This window comes from Haloarcula salinisoli (assembly GCF_019599405.1).
GTDB classification, from domain to species: Archaea; Halobacteriota; Halobacteria; order Halobacteriales; family Haloarculaceae; genus Haloarcula; species Haloarcula salinisoli.
In genome coordinates, this window is the sequence record NZ_RKLQ01000001.1 from 1,168,383 (window position 1) to 1,182,289 (window position 13,907).

General features: G+C 66.7%; 14 protein-coding genes. 9 read left to right on the forward strand and 5 right to left on the reverse strand.

All coding sequences use genetic code 11. The features are described from left to right. Positions 1-93: 93 nt before the first annotated feature. The gene (locus EGD98_RS06015) at positions 94-1,362 is read left to right on the forward strand and encodes a DUF7125 family protein (protein ID WP_220587442.1); all 1,269 of its coding nucleotides are present in this window, start codon (positions 94-96) and stop codon (positions 1,360-1,362) included. Between the two features lie 116 nt (positions 1,363-1,478). Here EGD98_RS06015 and EGD98_RS06020 read toward each other — a convergent pair whose 3' ends face one another. Next, complete coding sequence (locus EGD98_RS06020; RefSeq protein WP_220587443.1) at positions 1,479-2,351, reverse strand: transcription initiation factor IIB; 873 nt, start codon at positions 2,349-2,351, stop codon at positions 1,479-1,481. A gap of 192 nt (positions 2,352-2,543) precedes the next feature. Here EGD98_RS06020 and EGD98_RS06025 point away from each other — a divergent pair, with 192 nt between their 5' ends. The 6 genes from EGD98_RS06025 to EGD98_RS06050 all read left to right on the forward strand — a co-directional run bounded on the left by EGD98_RS06025 (position 2,544) and on the right by EGD98_RS06050 (position 8,296). Further along, the gene (locus tag EGD98_RS06025) at positions 2,544-2,873 is read left to right on the forward strand and encodes a 4Fe-4S dicluster domain-containing protein (RefSeq protein WP_220587444.1); all 330 of its coding nucleotides are present in this window, start codon (positions 2,544-2,546) and stop codon (positions 2,871-2,873) included. Positions 2,874-2,959: 86 nt separating this feature from the next. Then, complete coding sequence (locus EGD98_RS06030) at positions 2,960-3,814, forward strand: electron transfer flavoprotein subunit beta/FixA family protein (protein ID WP_220588040.1); 855 nt, start codon at positions 2,960-2,962, stop codon at positions 3,812-3,814. 2 nt (positions 3,815-3,816) lie between these two features. Beyond that, positions 3,817-5,469 carry an electron transfer flavoprotein subunit alpha/FixB family protein gene (locus EGD98_RS06035; protein ID WP_220587445.1) on the forward strand — a complete coding sequence of 551 codons (1,653 nt, stop codon included), beginning with the start codon at positions 3,817-3,819 and terminating at the stop codon, positions 5,467-5,469. Beyond that, positions 5,462-7,120 (forward strand): FAD-dependent monooxygenase, encoded by a 1,659-nt coding sequence (locus EGD98_RS06040; RefSeq protein WP_220587446.1) that lies wholly within the window; start codon positions 5,462-5,464, stop codon positions 7,118-7,120. Before EGD98_RS06035 ends, EGD98_RS06040 begins: the two co-directional genes overlap by 8 nt. A gap of 6 nt (positions 7,121-7,126) precedes the next feature. Further along, positions 7,127-7,486, forward strand: a complete 360-nt coding sequence (locus tag EGD98_RS06045) for a DUF8055 family protein (RefSeq protein WP_220587447.1) — start codon at positions 7,127-7,129, stop codon at positions 7,484-7,486. 78 nt (positions 7,487-7,564) lie between these two features. Beyond that, entirely contained in the window at positions 7,565-8,296 is a 732-nt protein-coding gene (locus EGD98_RS06050; protein ID WP_220587448.1) for a GNAT family N-acetyltransferase, read from the forward strand. A 37-nt stretch (positions 8,297-8,333) separates the two neighbouring features. Here the strand turns inward: EGD98_RS06050 and EGD98_RS06055 are convergent, their stop codons facing one another. The 3 genes from EGD98_RS06055 to tmcA all read right to left on the reverse strand — a co-directional run bounded on the left by EGD98_RS06055 (position 8,334) and on the right by tmcA (position 11,353). Then, positions 8,334-8,498: a DUF8014 family protein gene (locus EGD98_RS06055; protein ID WP_220587449.1), complete on the reverse strand. Its 165-nt coding sequence runs from the start codon at positions 8,496-8,498 to the stop codon at positions 8,334-8,336. A gap of 79 nt (positions 8,499-8,577) precedes the next feature. Further along, on the reverse strand, positions 8,578-9,066 hold the full coding sequence (locus tag EGD98_RS06060) for a DUF456 domain-containing protein (RefSeq protein WP_413229573.1): 489 nt from the start codon (positions 9,064-9,066) through the stop codon (positions 8,578-8,580). A gap of 7 nt (positions 9,067-9,073) precedes the next feature. Beyond that, positions 9,074-11,353, reverse strand: coding sequence for a tRNA(Met) cytidine acetyltransferase TmcA (tmcA, locus tag EGD98_RS06065; RefSeq protein ID WP_220587450.1), 2,280 nt, complete (start codon positions 11,351-11,353; stop codon positions 9,074-9,076). A 184-nt stretch (positions 11,354-11,537) separates the two neighbouring features. Between tmcA and EGD98_RS06070 the strand changes: the two genes are divergently transcribed. Then, a complete protein-coding gene (locus EGD98_RS06070; protein ID WP_220587451.1) occupies positions 11,538-11,978 on the forward strand; it encodes a universal stress protein in 441 nt (146 codons plus the stop codon). Here the strand turns inward: EGD98_RS06070 and EGD98_RS06075 are convergent. Then, entirely contained in the window at positions 11,951-12,997 is a 1,047-nt protein-coding gene (locus EGD98_RS06075; RefSeq protein WP_220587452.1) for a mechanosensitive ion channel family protein, read from the reverse strand. The two genes, EGD98_RS06070 and EGD98_RS06075, sit on opposite strands and share 28 nt — an antisense overlap. A gap of 77 nt (positions 12,998-13,074) precedes the next feature. Between EGD98_RS06075 and EGD98_RS06080 the strand changes: the two genes are divergently transcribed. Further along, positions 13,075-13,818 (forward strand): proteasome assembly chaperone family protein, encoded by a 744-nt coding sequence (locus tag EGD98_RS06080; protein ID WP_220587453.1) that lies wholly within the window; start codon positions 13,075-13,077, stop codon positions 13,816-13,818. Positions 13,819-13,907: the final 89 nt, after the last annotated feature.

A 13,907-nucleotide genomic window follows, 5' to 3' on the forward strand; every position in this document is an offset into this window, starting at 1 on the left:
GACCACAGTTGTCTGTTCGAACGGGTAGCAACCGGTGGGTGACCTGCGGATACAGTGTGTAGGTTCAAAAAGGAAGAGGCGGCGACTCCCAGTATGATTGCTATCGCCGGTGCGAAGGGGGGTTGTGGAAAGACCACCGCTGCGCTTGGTATTACCGAAGCGTTCGCACGAGACGGAACGCCGACGCTGGCAGTGGACGCTGACCGCCAGCTGCCCGACCTGCACGTGACTGCCGGACTGCAACCGGAACCGACCATCGCCGCCGTCGAGAACCACGACTCGCCGACCGACGTCGCACAGACGAGCGTCCGTGCGGAGGACGCGATGGTGCTTCCGGCGCCGCGGTCGTCCCAGAGCGTCGACCTCCAGTCGACGCTGGAGACGCTCAGACACGCAAAACCGCAGTTGGTCGTCGACTGCCCGTCGGGCGCCGGACCCGACGTGGTCGAACCCATGTCGGTCGCAGACGAGATTCTCGTCGTCACGGACGGCACGAACCGGAGTGTGAGCGCCGCCAAGACGACCATCGACATCGCGCGGCGTCTGGACGTCCCGGTTGTCGGCGTCCTGTTGAACCGCTGTGAGACGGTTCCGGACGAAGTCGAGGCGTCGCTGGACGTCCCGGTACTCGGGATGGTTCCGGACCGGAGCCGCCCGCTACAGTCGTCTGATGTACAGCGCGCGTACGACGAGCTCGTCGGGCGCATCAAGACCACAGATGGCAACAAGGGTCAGGTCATGGGGGACCAGCCGGTCGAACGGCTGCCGACCGGCGTCGAGACCATCGACAGTTCGCTCGGCGGCGGGCTGCTCCCGGGAACCGTCGTCGCACTGACCGCCGACCCGAACGGGCAGTCGGAGTTCCTGCTCTACGAGCTGACGACCACGCGGGGGACGCTGTATCTCACGACGGAGCGGTCGGAGTCCGTCGTCCAGCACGCCATCGACTCCACCATCGCGTCGGCGGGGAAACCGACTATCAGGACGCTCGACCCGACGAACCCGCTGCCCGAGGCGACGCGACTCGTCCAACAGTTGCCAGAGGGGGCGAACCTCATCATCGACTCGATGCGGTTGCTCGAACAGCAAGAGCCCCAGCGGTACAACGAGTTCCTCAACACCGTGACCGAGGTGATGCAGGAGACGGACGGTCTCGCGATACTTCACTGTCTGGACCGGCCGGAGAACACCAACAACCGGGGTACGACGGAGTACTTCGCGGACGTGGTGTTCGACCTCGATGTCTCGACGGGGACCGACGCTGTCGACCACCGGCTCACGATTCCCAAGTCCCGCCGTGAGCGAGCCCCGTCGGAATCGATAGCCCTCGACGTCTCGACACAGGAGATCGTCGGGGACTGAGACGGACGGCCACTCGTTTTGGGTCAAGAAAGACGTAGCGGGACCGATTATGACTGGCCGTCCGACGGCTGAGCGGGAGAAACTATCACGCCGGTATTCTCGACGTGTCGGCCACTTCAGACGGTTCGTTTCAGGTCTTTCACCGTCGAGCGAATCGTCATCCGTGAGACGTTCGCGAGGTCGCCGGCCGCACTCTGGGTGAGGTCGACTCCCTCGTCGTAGGCCGCTTTGTAGAGGCAGGCGGCGGCCACGCCACTGGGGTTTTTACCGCCGATTTGGCCGTTCTCGGAGAGGATAACGGCGTACTCGCGGGCCAGACTCTCTACGTCGCTGTCTAAGTCCAGCTCCGAGGCGTACCGTGGGAGATACTCCGTCGGTTTGATTGGGCCGACGGGCAGGCCCAGATCCCGGTTGAGCGCGTCGTAGGCGGCTTTCAGCTCCGTCCGTTTGGCTCGTGAGACCTCGATTATCTCCTCCATCGTCCGGGAGATAGACTGGGTCCGGCAAGTCGCGTAGACGGCGGCTGCAGCGAACCCTTCCAGCGAGCGACCACAGAGCAGTTCCTCGTTCTGTGCGGAGTCAAAGAGCGCACAGGACTGGTCCCGAACAGATTCCGGGAGAGAGAGCGACGAGACGAGCCGACGAATCTCGGTGTAGGCGTACATCTTGTTTCGCTCGCTTTTCGAGGAGAGGCGCGCCTGATTGTGCTGGCGGCGCATCCTGACGAGCTGGCGCTGCCGTGGGCCCGACACCTCCGAGCCGGTCCCGAACCCGATCTCGGTCGAGAGGCCGCGGTCGTGTCGGGACCGTGTCAGTGGGGCGCCGGTTCGACGTTTCTCCGACTCCTCCTCCGTCGACCGCCAGTCCGGCCCACGGTCTATATTGTCCTCGCTGCAGACGAGTCCACACTCGGTACAGATACGCTCGTTCTCTCTGGACTTGACGTCCCCACCACACTCAGTGCAGCTTGTTAGATTTACGTGCCCCATTTTTTACACCCATTCAGACGATATAATAGTAATATCAGATAGATTAAAAAGTTCCGGTATAAATAAATTGTAATTGATACCGAATTATATCATGTACTATGCATCCGCAACGAAAGCCGCGGTCGGCCGATCCGACTGCCGCCGGACGGGTCCTATCGAAGAGTTAAGTACGTGCCAGGTCGAACTGACGCTATGGCTATCGACCCGGAGTTCGAAACCAGTCGTGACGTCGTCGAACAGCACGAGGGTCACGACGTCTGGGGTCCCGTCGAGGAACCGGAGACGCTCGGTATCCACGGCACCCACGTCGCCGTCGATTTCGACATCTGCATCGCAGACGGTGCCTGTCTGGAGGACTGTCCCGTCGACGTCTTCGAGTGGGTGGACACCCCCGATCACCCCGAGAGCGAAATAAAGGCCGACCCGACTCACGAGGACCAGTGTATCGACTGTATGCTGTGTGTGGACGTCTGTCCCGTCGACGCCATCGACGTCGATCCCGGTCGAGCGGGTCGCATCTGACAGGAAACGCAGGGTTCCGGTACGTCGCTGGTATGTAGATTTATTAACATTAGCGGATGACCCTTCGACCGAGGGTCATGACAGCAATACACACGGTCGTTCTGACGAAAGGGGTCCCGGACTTCCGCGAGGGGCAGGTCTCGTTCGACGAGGACGGCCACCTCGAACGCGGCAAGACGCCGACGGTGATGAACCCGAACGACAGGCCGGCCCTGCGGGCGGCGCTGCAGGCGAAGGTGCGAACGGGCGGCACCGTCTCGCTGATGAGCATGGGGCCGCCGGGGTACGAGGACGTGCTCCGGGAGGGAATGGAAGCCGTCTACGCCGACGATTGCTATCTCCTCTCGGACCGTGAGATGGGCGCCGCGGACACCTGGGCGACGGCGATGACCGTCGCCACGGGCATCCAGCGGCTCGCAGACACGCCTGACCTCGTCGTCGCGGGGTTCAAGACCGCCGACGGGGAGACGGGCCACACCGGGCCCCAGACGGCGTACTGTCTGGGCTGGCCGCTCGTTACGCACGTCACTTCGCTCGACGTCGATGCAGGGGCCGGTCGGCTCCGGGCGGAGCGGCTCGTCGACGGGGACGCGAGCGAAGTGGAGACCGTCGAGGCGCCGCTCCCGTGTTTCGTCGTCGCGGACCCGGAGTTCGAGCCGAGATATCGAACGGCCAGTCATCGCCTGGTTCACAAGGACCTCCGGGAAGCGACACAGCAGCGGGCCGAGAACCTCGAGGACCACCTGACGGTGTGGGACCACGAGGAGCTGAACCTCGACCCGGACTACATCGGGCTTGACGGCTCGCCCACCATCGTCGCCGGGGTGGACCCTATCCCGAAGGCGCCCGCCGAGCGCGACGCCACGGTGGTCGACGGCTCGCGAGCGAGCGAGCTCGAACCGGTCCTTTCCGAACTTACGCCGTACGCGGCGGGTGACTGACGATGGTCGAGCTAGACCCCCGTGAGTACGAGATTGCCGAACTGGGACCGACGCTGAAGGAAATCGAGGACCCCGAGGAACTCCAAGCGATGCTTGAACTCGAACGGGATGGCGACGGTCGGCCGCCGGTCGAGACGCTCATCGAGGACCGTATCGAGAAGGTGTCCGGGGACGATGGCGAGGACCTGGACCCGACGAGCGTCGACCTCTCGGCGCTCTCTATCGCCGACGTCGCCAACATGGTCAGGGGCATAGACGACGCGGACGTGTTGCGCGATATCCTCGAACGGGAGCGGGCGGGCCCGGACCGTTCCAGTGCGATTACGCAAATCGAGAACCGCATCGACTCCGTCGAGGGCAGCGAGGAGCGCTCCGAACCCGTCGAGACCGTCCCGCCCGAGGAGAAGTATCCCGAACTCGACCACCCGACCAACGAGAAGCAGTGGGTCGAGGGGACCGTCGGCGGCGACTACCGCGATATGTGGGTGTGCTGTGAGACGCAGGCCGGCGACCTCGTCGACGTCTCACGCGAGATGCTGGGGAAGGCCCGCGAGCTGATGGACGAGTACAACGAGGCACACGACTCGTCTGAGCGGGTCGTGGCGGTCCTCGTCGGCGCCGACGCGAGCGACCACGTCGACGAGGTCATCGCCTGCGGCGCGGACCTGGTGGTCTACCACGAAGACAGGCGACTGGAGCGGTTCCGGCACACCCCATACACAGAAATCGTGGTCGATATGATGCGTGCCGGCGGGGAACTGGCAAGCGAGGGTCACGAGGACGTAGCGTGGAAAGACTACCACGAACCTCGCTACACGCTGTTCCCGGCGACCAACAACGGCCGGGACCTCTCGGCGCTCGTCCAGGGAGCGCTGGACTCCGGGCTGGCCTCGGACTGTTCCGGACTGTACATCGAGAGCGAGGTCATCTCGAACCCGGCGAAGGTCGGACAGGCGGGCGAGAAAAAGGAGTTCGACCGCGTGCTACACATGAAGCGGCCCGACTTCTCCGGGTTCGAGTACTCGACGATTCTCTGTATCGACAAGCCCGACCGGGACTTCCACCCGCAGGGCGCGAGCGTCATCCCGGGAAGTTTCCCGGTGCCAGACCCCGACCCCGACCGCGAGGCCGAGGTCGTCGAGTACGAGATGGAACTGGACGACGACTGGTTCTCCGTCGACGTGACCGACGTCGAGCGGCTGACGGGCGGCGTCGACCTCAGGGGCAACGACGTGGTCGTCGCGGTCGGCCGCGGCATCGGGGACGACCCGACCCGGGGTATCGAGCTGGCGCTCGACCTCGTGGACGCGTTCGAGGACGCCGACCTCGGGCTTTCCAGGGGCGTCATCACCTCATCCTACGCCTTCGACAGTCACGTCGCGGACTACGTCACCGAGGAGCGCCAGATTGGGGAATCTGGACAGGCCGTCGAGCCGGATATCTACGTCGCCGCCGGTATCTCGGGAGCCGTCCAGCACAAGGTCGGCTGCGACGAGGCGGACACCATCGTCGCGGTCAACACCGACCCCGAGGCCGACATCCGTGACTTCTCGGACTACGTCGTCGAGGGCGACCTCTTCGAAGTGTTGCCCAGACTCACCGAGGCCGTGGAATCTGGGCGACTGGCCCCGGTCATGGAGGCCAGCGATGACTGAACACGAGCGATACGAGGCTGTCGTCGTGGGCTGTGGACCCGGCGGTGCCGCTGCGGCAGCTGCGCTGGCCCGAAACGGCGTCGAGACCCTGGTTCTGGAGCGCGGTGTCGACGCCGGCTCGAAGAACGTTTCAGGCGGACTAATCTACGCCGAGGAGTCGGCACCGTACACCATCGAGAGTCTCTTCCCCGGCTTCCGCGAGCAGGCCACCGAACGACCGGTCACGGACAACTACATCCACAACGTCGCCGGCGACCGGGTGAAGACGTTCGACATCGGCGAGCTCCACCACCACGACACCGCCTGGGCCGATTCGGTGCTCCGGCGGCCCATGGACTCGTGGCTGGCCGAGCGCGTCCACGAGCGCACCCGCGAGACCGGCGGCGGGCTCCTGACCGAGATACACGTCACTGGGCTCCTGCGAGAGGACGGCGAAATCGTCGGCGTCCGGACCGAGGAGCTAGAGCCCATCGAGGCGGACCTCGTCGTCGCCGCCGACGGCGTCAACTCGGAGCTGGCCAGGGACGCCGGGCTGATGGACTGGGACGACCCTTCGGAGTGGTTCCAGGGCGTCAAGGCCGTCGTCGACATGGACCCGGCCGTCCTCGACGACCGGTTCGACATCGCCCCCGACGAGGGTGAGGCCCACCTGTTCTCGGGGGACCTCTTCGAGGGGGTGCGGGGCGGCGGGTTCCTGTACACCAACCGGGACTCCCTCTCTGTCGGCACGGTGTTCCACCTCGACTCGCTGGCCGACGAGCGCGCCGAACCGCAGGAACTGCTGGATGCCCTGCTCACGCACCCGCTGCTGGCCCAGTGGCTCGGCGACGACTATCGCGAACGGGAGTACAGCGCCAAACTCGTCCCGGACTCGAAGAAGGTGGCCCACGAATCACCCCACCGAGACCGGCTCGTCCTGGTGGGCGACGCCGCCGGCCAGATGCAGGCACAGGGCCCCATCATCAAGGGGATGAACCACGCCGTCACCGCCGGGGCGCTCGCCGCCGAAGGGTTCGCGGACGCCCGTTCCCGGGGCGACCCGCACCGCGCAGGGGAGTTCTACGAGCGAAAACTCCGCGAGGAGGGCGTCATGGCCAAGCTACGGCCCCGGAGCTACGACCTGGTCGGCCGTCTCGGCGAGGTCGACCTCGTCGACAGGGCAACCACCGCAGTCGCTGACTCCGCGCTGGGGCGACTCGGCGTGCGGGCGGCGCCAGGGCTTCTCGAACGAGCGTACAACTCACCCCGGCTCGTGGCGATGATTCCCGACACCGGACTGCCCTACGTGACGCTCCCGACCGTCATCGCCGAAGAGCTGGGCGAGGCCGTCGACGCGGAGAACCGCGTCGACCCGCCCGAACTGGACGAGCGCATCGGCGACCTGACCTACGACGTTGGCGAGCCCCACATCCGGCTGGTCGACAACTCCTTTACAGCTTCTGGGACGGCCGTCACCGCCTGCCCGGTCAGCGCCGAAGACTTCGGCGGCGGCTGTTACCGCGACGAGCGGGTCCGGACCAAAGGCCACGAGGAACATCTCGTCAGTCTCGACACCCAGCCCTGCGTCGAGTGTGGCACCTGCGCCATCGTCGCCGACACCGAGTGGGAACACCCCGCCGGAGGGAAAGGCGTGGACTTCGACCAGGGGTGACCGCTCGTGAGCAAGGCAATCTCTGTCCGGATTCGGCAACTCGGACGCAGGGCGGAGCGGACCGCCGACGGCTTCGACCCGGACCCGCCCGACGAGGCCCGCGCCGAGGAGCTACTCCGCCAGGGCGTCGGCCCGACGGTCGCCCTCTACTGCGAGGCCCGAACTGGCGACGCCTGGCACCGCTTCGACGAGGCGGAGTTCGAACGACTCGAAGCGACCCTGGACCGCTGGCTCTCGCTGTACGCCGCCTGTTACGGCGTCGACATCGACGGGACCTACCCGGTTCGGACCGCCGCGGAGCTACTGGTCGACACCCACGATATCGGCGACGTGGCTACGGTACTCACCGGCGTCCCGGACCGATAGCGGGGGGAGCCACCTGGGAACAACCTCGCACGGTGTCCGCGATAACCTTTGACGTGTTGGGGCGTGGTACCGTGTAGCATGGAACTCACCGAGCCACTGCAGTTCGACCACCCGGACAGGCGGGAAATATACGAGTACGTCGAGTCCCGCGGGACCGTCTCCGCCGAGCAGGTTCGCCAGGCGCTGGGCATGGAACAGCATCCCTTCGGCCACCACCTCGTCATTCTCAGACGCAAGGGGATGGTGTCACGCACTGGCGACGAACTTCGCATCGCCTACGAGGACACGGAGAGCCACTCCTACGAGACGGCGGAGGCGGAAATCACCATCCGACAGGCCCGCCAGGAGGACCTCGACGGGCTGGTCGGAGCGATTCGAGCCGCCATCGGCAGCGGGGAGTACGTCGACGCCGAGACGGTCGCGGACATCGTCGACAGCGAGGGCGTCATCATGCGCCACAACGACGTGGAGTCGCGCATCTTCTTCGTCGCCACCGTGGACGGTGACGTGGTGGGCTGGGTCCATCTGGAACGCCCCGAGACGGCGAAGCTCAGCCACACGGCCGAACTCACGGTGGGTGTCCTCGCCCAGTACCGCGGTCAGGGTATCGGTAGCCGATTGCTAGAGCGTGGCACGGAGTGGGCGGCCCAGCGGGGCACCGAGAAGCTCTACAACTCCGTTCCCTCGACGAACGATGCGGCAATCGAATTTCTGGAGGCCCACGGCTGGGAGACCGAAGCGGTCCGGGCGGACCACTACAAACTCGGCGACGAGTACGCCGACGAGGTGATGCTGGCCCGGGCGCTGTAGCGGCCTCACTGGCAGGTCAGCCCGCGACCCGGCCGACTCAGGGCCACTCGCCCTCGCGGCCAGGCAGGGGCTCCGGGACCACGCCGTCCTCGGTCGCGGGACCGCGCGCGTGAGCCGGGCAGACCTGCCTGTCGTCGGCCCACGGAATCCGGAGTCGCACCGCCGCGGTGCGCTCACAGCCGTCTGCGTCACAGGTCGTCATACGGAAGGCTGTAGATTATTTTCGAGTAGCGCCGACCACTGGGTCGTCGCGTACTGGGAAATCACTCCGGAAATCCGTATCATAGCAACGCGACGCCAAACATCGCAAGCAGTATCGACCCGGTCAGCAGCGCCTGCGCGACGCTCGAGGCCAGCATCCCGGCGGTCGTGACGAGGGCGGCCTTCAGTCCCTGCCGGGCGTCCTGCTGCCGGTAGAACTCCACGGCAAAGACGGTCGCGGCGACCCCGAGGATGATACCCAGCGGGCCGGTGACGAAGAACAGCACCAGCGCGACGACGCCCGCGAGCAGCGCCGTCGTATTCGAGGCCCCGCCGGCTCGGGCCGCGATGGCCCCGCCGAACCAGTCAACGACCAAGGTCAGGACGCCGACGATGACGAGCGCGACCAGGAGACCGAGCCCCGGCTCTCCGGTCGCGTACCAGTGGGTGAACACGCCTGCGAGCGAGAGCAGGGCGCCCGGGACCTGCGGGACCAGACTGCCGACGACCCCGCCCACGAGCAACAGGAAGGCCAGCACCACCAGCCCGGTCTCGATGGTGAGAAACATCAGGTGTCTACGGATGTTCGCGGTAGAGGCGTGTCAACGTTTCGACCGCACCCCCGACGGCCCGTTTGCACTCGCGCTCGGAGACAAACTCCATCTCGGTGGCGACCTCTGTCCAGGGGCGAGCCTGCAACACCTTCCGGACGAGCAGCCGCTCCTCGCGGGTGGACAGGGCGTCCGGGTCGGCCGGGGCCACGAAGTGCCGGAGTGCGAGCCGTCGGAACGGGGCCGGATTCGTATCGAGGATAGACGCGCCAGTGGGGAGGCCGGCGACGAGGCGCCACTCCCACGCCGAAAGGTCGGAACTGGGCTCGGCGTCGGCGGCCGCGAGCGCGCCACGGACCACGTCGGGGGCTGCGTCGTCGAGGGCGTCGGTCAGCGTGGCGCCGATTCGGTCACAGAACCAGCCGCTGTGACGGGCCGAAAGCTCGCGGCCGGCGTCGCTGCAGGGGTCTATCATCACGGCCGAGTACTCCCCGCTGCGGTCGTTTCGCGACGTCGAGAGGTGGAGTATCCGGTAGCCGTTGGTCCGCCAGAAATCGAGGAGTTCGGGCGTGGCGCCAAAGCCGACGCCAAGCCAGTCCACGTCGTCGGCGAACTCCCGTCGTATCTCCGAGAGCAGCTTCGAGCCCAGCCCCCGCGAGCGGACGGCGCCGTGGGTGGCGATGCGGAGGACGCGCTGGCCGACGGGGACCCCCGCCTCCCGGTCACGGAGCTGGGTCGTCAGCACGTCCGGAAGCATGTTGCCACGGATTCGTCCGCCCTCGTACATCCGCTCGCGCGTCTCGCTGTCGAGAGCGCCCTCCCGGGCCAGCAGCGCCACGGCGACGACGTGACCGCCGTCAGAACTCCGTTCTGACGAGGATCGCCTCGCGTCGCTCGGCTCACCGTCCTGTGTCAGCGCCCGCACGGTGAGATTCGGCGCGTCCAGCAACCGCGCGAGGTCGGTCGGCTCCGTCCGGTAGTGGGCCAGCACGAGCAGCCCGAACGCTTCCCGGAGTAGCTGCTCGTCGGCCAGCAGCTCCGACGACGTGAGCTGCCGGTAAGTGGCGGTCTCGGGGGTCGCGTCGCCGACGACTTGTGCGACTGGCGGCCGCGCGTCCAGCAGGAGCGCCCGGAACGCCCACACCTCCACGGGGTCGGCCTCGGCGTACCGTATCGGTTCGGTCATCGAAACCTCGGTGACTACGTGCTCGGCGTCGTCGAGCCGGTCGCGAAAGCGAACCGAGAACCCCCGGCCAGCGCCCTCGTAGCCGTGGACGGTCGTGGTGAAGGCCACCGACGGGGCCGAAAGCAGCGCTTCGAGCCGCCGGACCGGCAACGCGGCGGCCTCGTCGACGAGCACGACGTCCGGCTCCTCGGGCAGGTCGACCGCCTGGGACGGCGGCTCGTATCGGATGTAACCCTCGTCGCCGCTTGCAGTTCTGACGGTCAATCGCTGGGGGGCGTCATCCTGGTCGCCCTCGACCGACACCCCCAGCGTCTCTAGCAGCGCCGCGGCGCGATTGAACACTTCTCCGGCGCTGCGATACTGTGGGGCGGTCACCAGCACGTCAAGCCCTTCTCGGGCGAGGTTCGCGGCGGCCAGCCCCGCGGCGCTGGATTTCCCGCGACCACGGTCCGCTTCGACGACGACGGCGTGGCCGGGCTCGAGGAGCGCTTCGAGAGCGTGGACCGCGTCACGCTGGTCGGCACTCTGACAGGCCCCGTAGGTCGCCTCTGGGAAGGCGTGGTCGGCCGGTGGGTCGGCCGCTCGCCGGGGGCGACGCGGCGGCGGGTCGGTCAGCCCCGATTGCTCGACGGTGTCACCATCGCTGTCGACGGCGACGACGCCGATACCGCGGTGGGCTCGGATAGTCTCGACCAGCCGACGCCGGAAGTGACCGGTCACCTGGTCTCGGTCGAAGGGCGGAACCGCGAGCGAGTCGTCGAACGCGTCCCGGCGCGCCGGCCAGTCGTCGAGGGGCGGCATCAACAGGAGGACCAGTCCGCCGCCGTCGACGGCGCCCACGGCGGTCCCGAGTGCGTTCGGTCGGCACGCCTCGTGGGCGTCCACGACGACGGCCGACTGGGTCCGCCCCAGGAGTTCGGCGGCGCGTCGCTGGCCGTGGCGCTCGCAATCGAGGACCGGTTCGGGACCGAGGACAGTCGTCTCCTCGGCCGGAATGTCGGTCCCAGCTAGCGCCGTGGCCGCCCGCTCGCGGGTCAGTCGGGGGTCGCCGGCCAGCACGAGCACCCGCCGTTCGTCGGCTCGCTGGGCCTCGGCACGCAGCGCCCGCGCCAGTTCCATACCGACTCTGCGAGACGGGCGGCCATGGAACTGACGGAACGCCCGTGGGGCCCACTGGTCGGCCAGTGTCCACGGTCTCGGTGGGTCCTGTGGAGCCCTCCCCACTCGCTCGGTTCACCTGCGATACCCAGGATTGATAGCTGGGACGCTAGGGTTTTACCCCCCGACAGCGTTGGTGATTCCAATGCCACAGGTCGTGGTCCCGGTCCGCTATCCGCTGACGAAAGACTCCAGACGGACGCTGGCCGAGGCAATCAAAATCGCCGAGGAGGACGACGCCGACCTCACCGTACTTCACGTCAATCTCTACCAGAACAGCACCCGCGTCTCGCGGGCAGAGCTGAAACGAGCCGTCGAGGAGGCCTTTGGCCACGTCCCACGGAGCCGGTATATCGTCCGGTCGGGGATGCTCGTCGAGGAGACGATTCTCGACGAGGTCGCCGCGAACGACGCCGACGTCGTCGTCATCGGCTCGAAACAGGCCAGCCGCTGGCGGAAGATGGTTCGCCGGCTGGTCGACGACCCCGACATCGAACGCTTCCTGCGGGAGGAACTGGACTGTGATATCGTCACCGTCTCCTCGAACGGGGCGCCGCGTCACTCCCCGTCGGCGTCCGAGGACTGAGGCGCGGACGGCCCGGGCTCGCCCCCGTCCGTGGGGAACTCCATCTCCCGCCCACGCTGCTCGGCCATCGACAGTTCCATCGCCCCGCTGGTCTCGTCGAAGTGCAGGTGTGAGTGGGGGTACGCGAACTCCACGTCGGCGTCCTCGACGAGGTCCGCGAGGTTGGTCTGGACCTTCGAGCGGGCCGCCAGCAGCTTGTACGGTTCGGTCACCCAGTAGCGCAGCGTCAACAGGACGCCGTGGTCGCCGTACTCGTTGATGTAGCAGGTCGGCGCCGCGGGATATCGGGCCGCGCCGACACGGATGTCCGGCCCGCCGCCGATGACGTTGTCGACCTGGCGGGCCGCCCGCTCGACGAGCGTCCGGGCCTCGCCGATGTCGCTCTCGTAGGTGACCAGCACGTCCAGCGAGAGCCGCATTCGGGGGTCCTCGGCGGAGTAGTTGACGACGTCACGGTCCCGCATCGTCCCGTTCGGAATGACCAGGAAGGAGTTGTCGAGGGTGAAAATCTTCGTGTGCCGGAGCGTGATGTCCTCGACGAAGCCGCGCTGGTCCCGGTCGGCCAGCTCTATCATGTCGCCGATCTCGTAGGGCTGGTCGGCAAGCAGGAAGATGCCGGAGATGAAGCTCCCGACGATGGGGGCGACGACGACACCGACCACGGCGGAGAAGACGGCGACAGAGAGGCCGATGTCGCCGACTTTGAGCCCCCAGACGCCCATAATCGAGAGAATTGCGAACAGGTAGATAGTGACCCGAATCCCCCGCAACGCCGTCCGGGTGAGGCTCGGTCGGCGAAAGAACTGAGCGATACGCCGACCGAACAGCTGGACGACGAGCCGCGAGACGGCCCAGGCCAACACGATGATGACGATGGTGCTGAAGACGTCCCCGACCCACGGCTCGACGGAAATCGGCAACCACGAGACGACCGTCTGGCTCAAGTCCGACGGCTGCCCGGCCCCGGCCGGTGTCACAGTCGGTGACGGTTGCAATAGCAAGACGCGACCGGGTTGCATGGAACACAGTGGTGGATACGGCGAGAAAAGCGTTCCCCCTCGAAAAAGGCAAACCGCGGGCTGTCGAAGAGGTGTCTATGTCCACTCCCGACAGCTCGAGGCCGCAGTTCGCGGTGACAGACGACGCCATCGACATCGACACGCTCGCCGTCGGGTTCACGGAGTACGGGCTGGCCGGCCTGACCGCCGTCGACTATCTCTCGGACCAGCTCGATATGCGGCAGGCGGGCCATCTCGAGGCCGCCGGCCCGCCACACATCACACCGTTCGAGGGCGGCGTTCCGCGCCATCACACGCGCCTGTACGTCGACGAGGAGCGCTCTCTCGGTGTCGTCGTCGGGGAACGCATGGTCCCTGTCGAGACGGCCCCAGCGGTCGCCGACGCTGTCTGGGCGCTCGCGGACCGACTCGCTCCTGAGAGCCTCAGTGTCCTCACCGGCGTCCCTATCGCCCACGGCCCGGACGACCACGTCCCGTTCTACATCGCGACCGAGGACTACCGCGAGCGCTATCTCGACGACAGTGACATCCGACCGATGGGGACCGGCTTCCTCGAGGGCGTAACCGCAGAGCTCGTGGCCAGCGGTATCGACGACGACCTTGCAGTGGGTGTGTTGACCACGCCGGCCCATCCCCAGGCCCCCGACGCAGCCGCCGCCATCCGATTGCTGGAGGCACTGGCGGAGACCCACGAAATCGACGTCGACACGGGCCCGCTGGAGGCGTTCGCCGCCACCGTCGAGGCCCAGTACACGGCGCTAGCCGAACGCATCGAATCGGCCGACGAGGCCGCGATGCCTGACGACCGGATGTATATGTGACCGTCCGTCCAGTGCGTCAGAGCCGCTCCGTCTGCTCCGTGTATACAGTTATCATACAAAATATACCGATTATTTCTGGAAGACGTAGC

Coding starts and splice junctions, on each gene's coding strand:
- EGD98_RS06015 (WP_220587442.1), top strand. CDS start 94: ATGATTGCTATCGCCGGTGCGAAGGGGGGTTGTGGAAAGACCACCGCT.
- EGD98_RS06020 (WP_220587443.1), bottom strand. CDS start 2,351: ATGGGGCACGTAAATCTAACAAGCTGCACTGAGTGTGGTGGGGACGTC.
- EGD98_RS06025 (WP_220587444.1), top strand. CDS start 2,544: ATGGCTATCGACCCGGAGTTCGAAACCAGTCGTGACGTCGTCGAACAG.
- EGD98_RS06035 (WP_220587445.1), top strand. CDS start 3,817: ATGGTCGAGCTAGACCCCCGTGAGTACGAGATTGCCGAACTGGGACCG.
- EGD98_RS06040 (WP_220587446.1), top strand. CDS start 5,462: ATGACTGAACACGAGCGATACGAGGCTGTCGTCGTGGGCTGTGGACCC.
- EGD98_RS06050 (WP_220587448.1), top strand. CDS start 7,565: ATGGAACTCACCGAGCCACTGCAGTTCGACCACCCGGACAGGCGGGAA.
- EGD98_RS06055 (WP_220587449.1), bottom strand. CDS start 8,498: ATGACGACCTGTGACGCAGACGGCTGTGAGCGCACCGCGGCGGTGCGA.
- EGD98_RS06060 (WP_413229573.1), bottom strand. CDS start 9,066: ATGTTTCTCACCATCGAGACCGGGCTGGTGGTGCTGGCCTTCCTGTTG.
- tmcA (WP_220587450.1), bottom strand. CDS start 11,353: ATGGAACTGGCGCGGGCGCTGCGTGCCGAGGCCCAGCGAGCCGACGAA.
- EGD98_RS06070 (WP_220587451.1), top strand. CDS start 11,538: ATGCCACAGGTCGTGGTCCCGGTCCGCTATCCGCTGACGAAAGACTCC.
- EGD98_RS06075 (WP_220587452.1), bottom strand. CDS start 12,997: ATGCAACCCGGTCGCGTCTTGCTATTGCAACCGTCACCGACTGTGACA.
- EGD98_RS06080 (WP_220587453.1), top strand. CDS start 13,075: ATGTCCACTCCCGACAGCTCGAGGCCGCAGTTCGCGGTGACAGACGAC.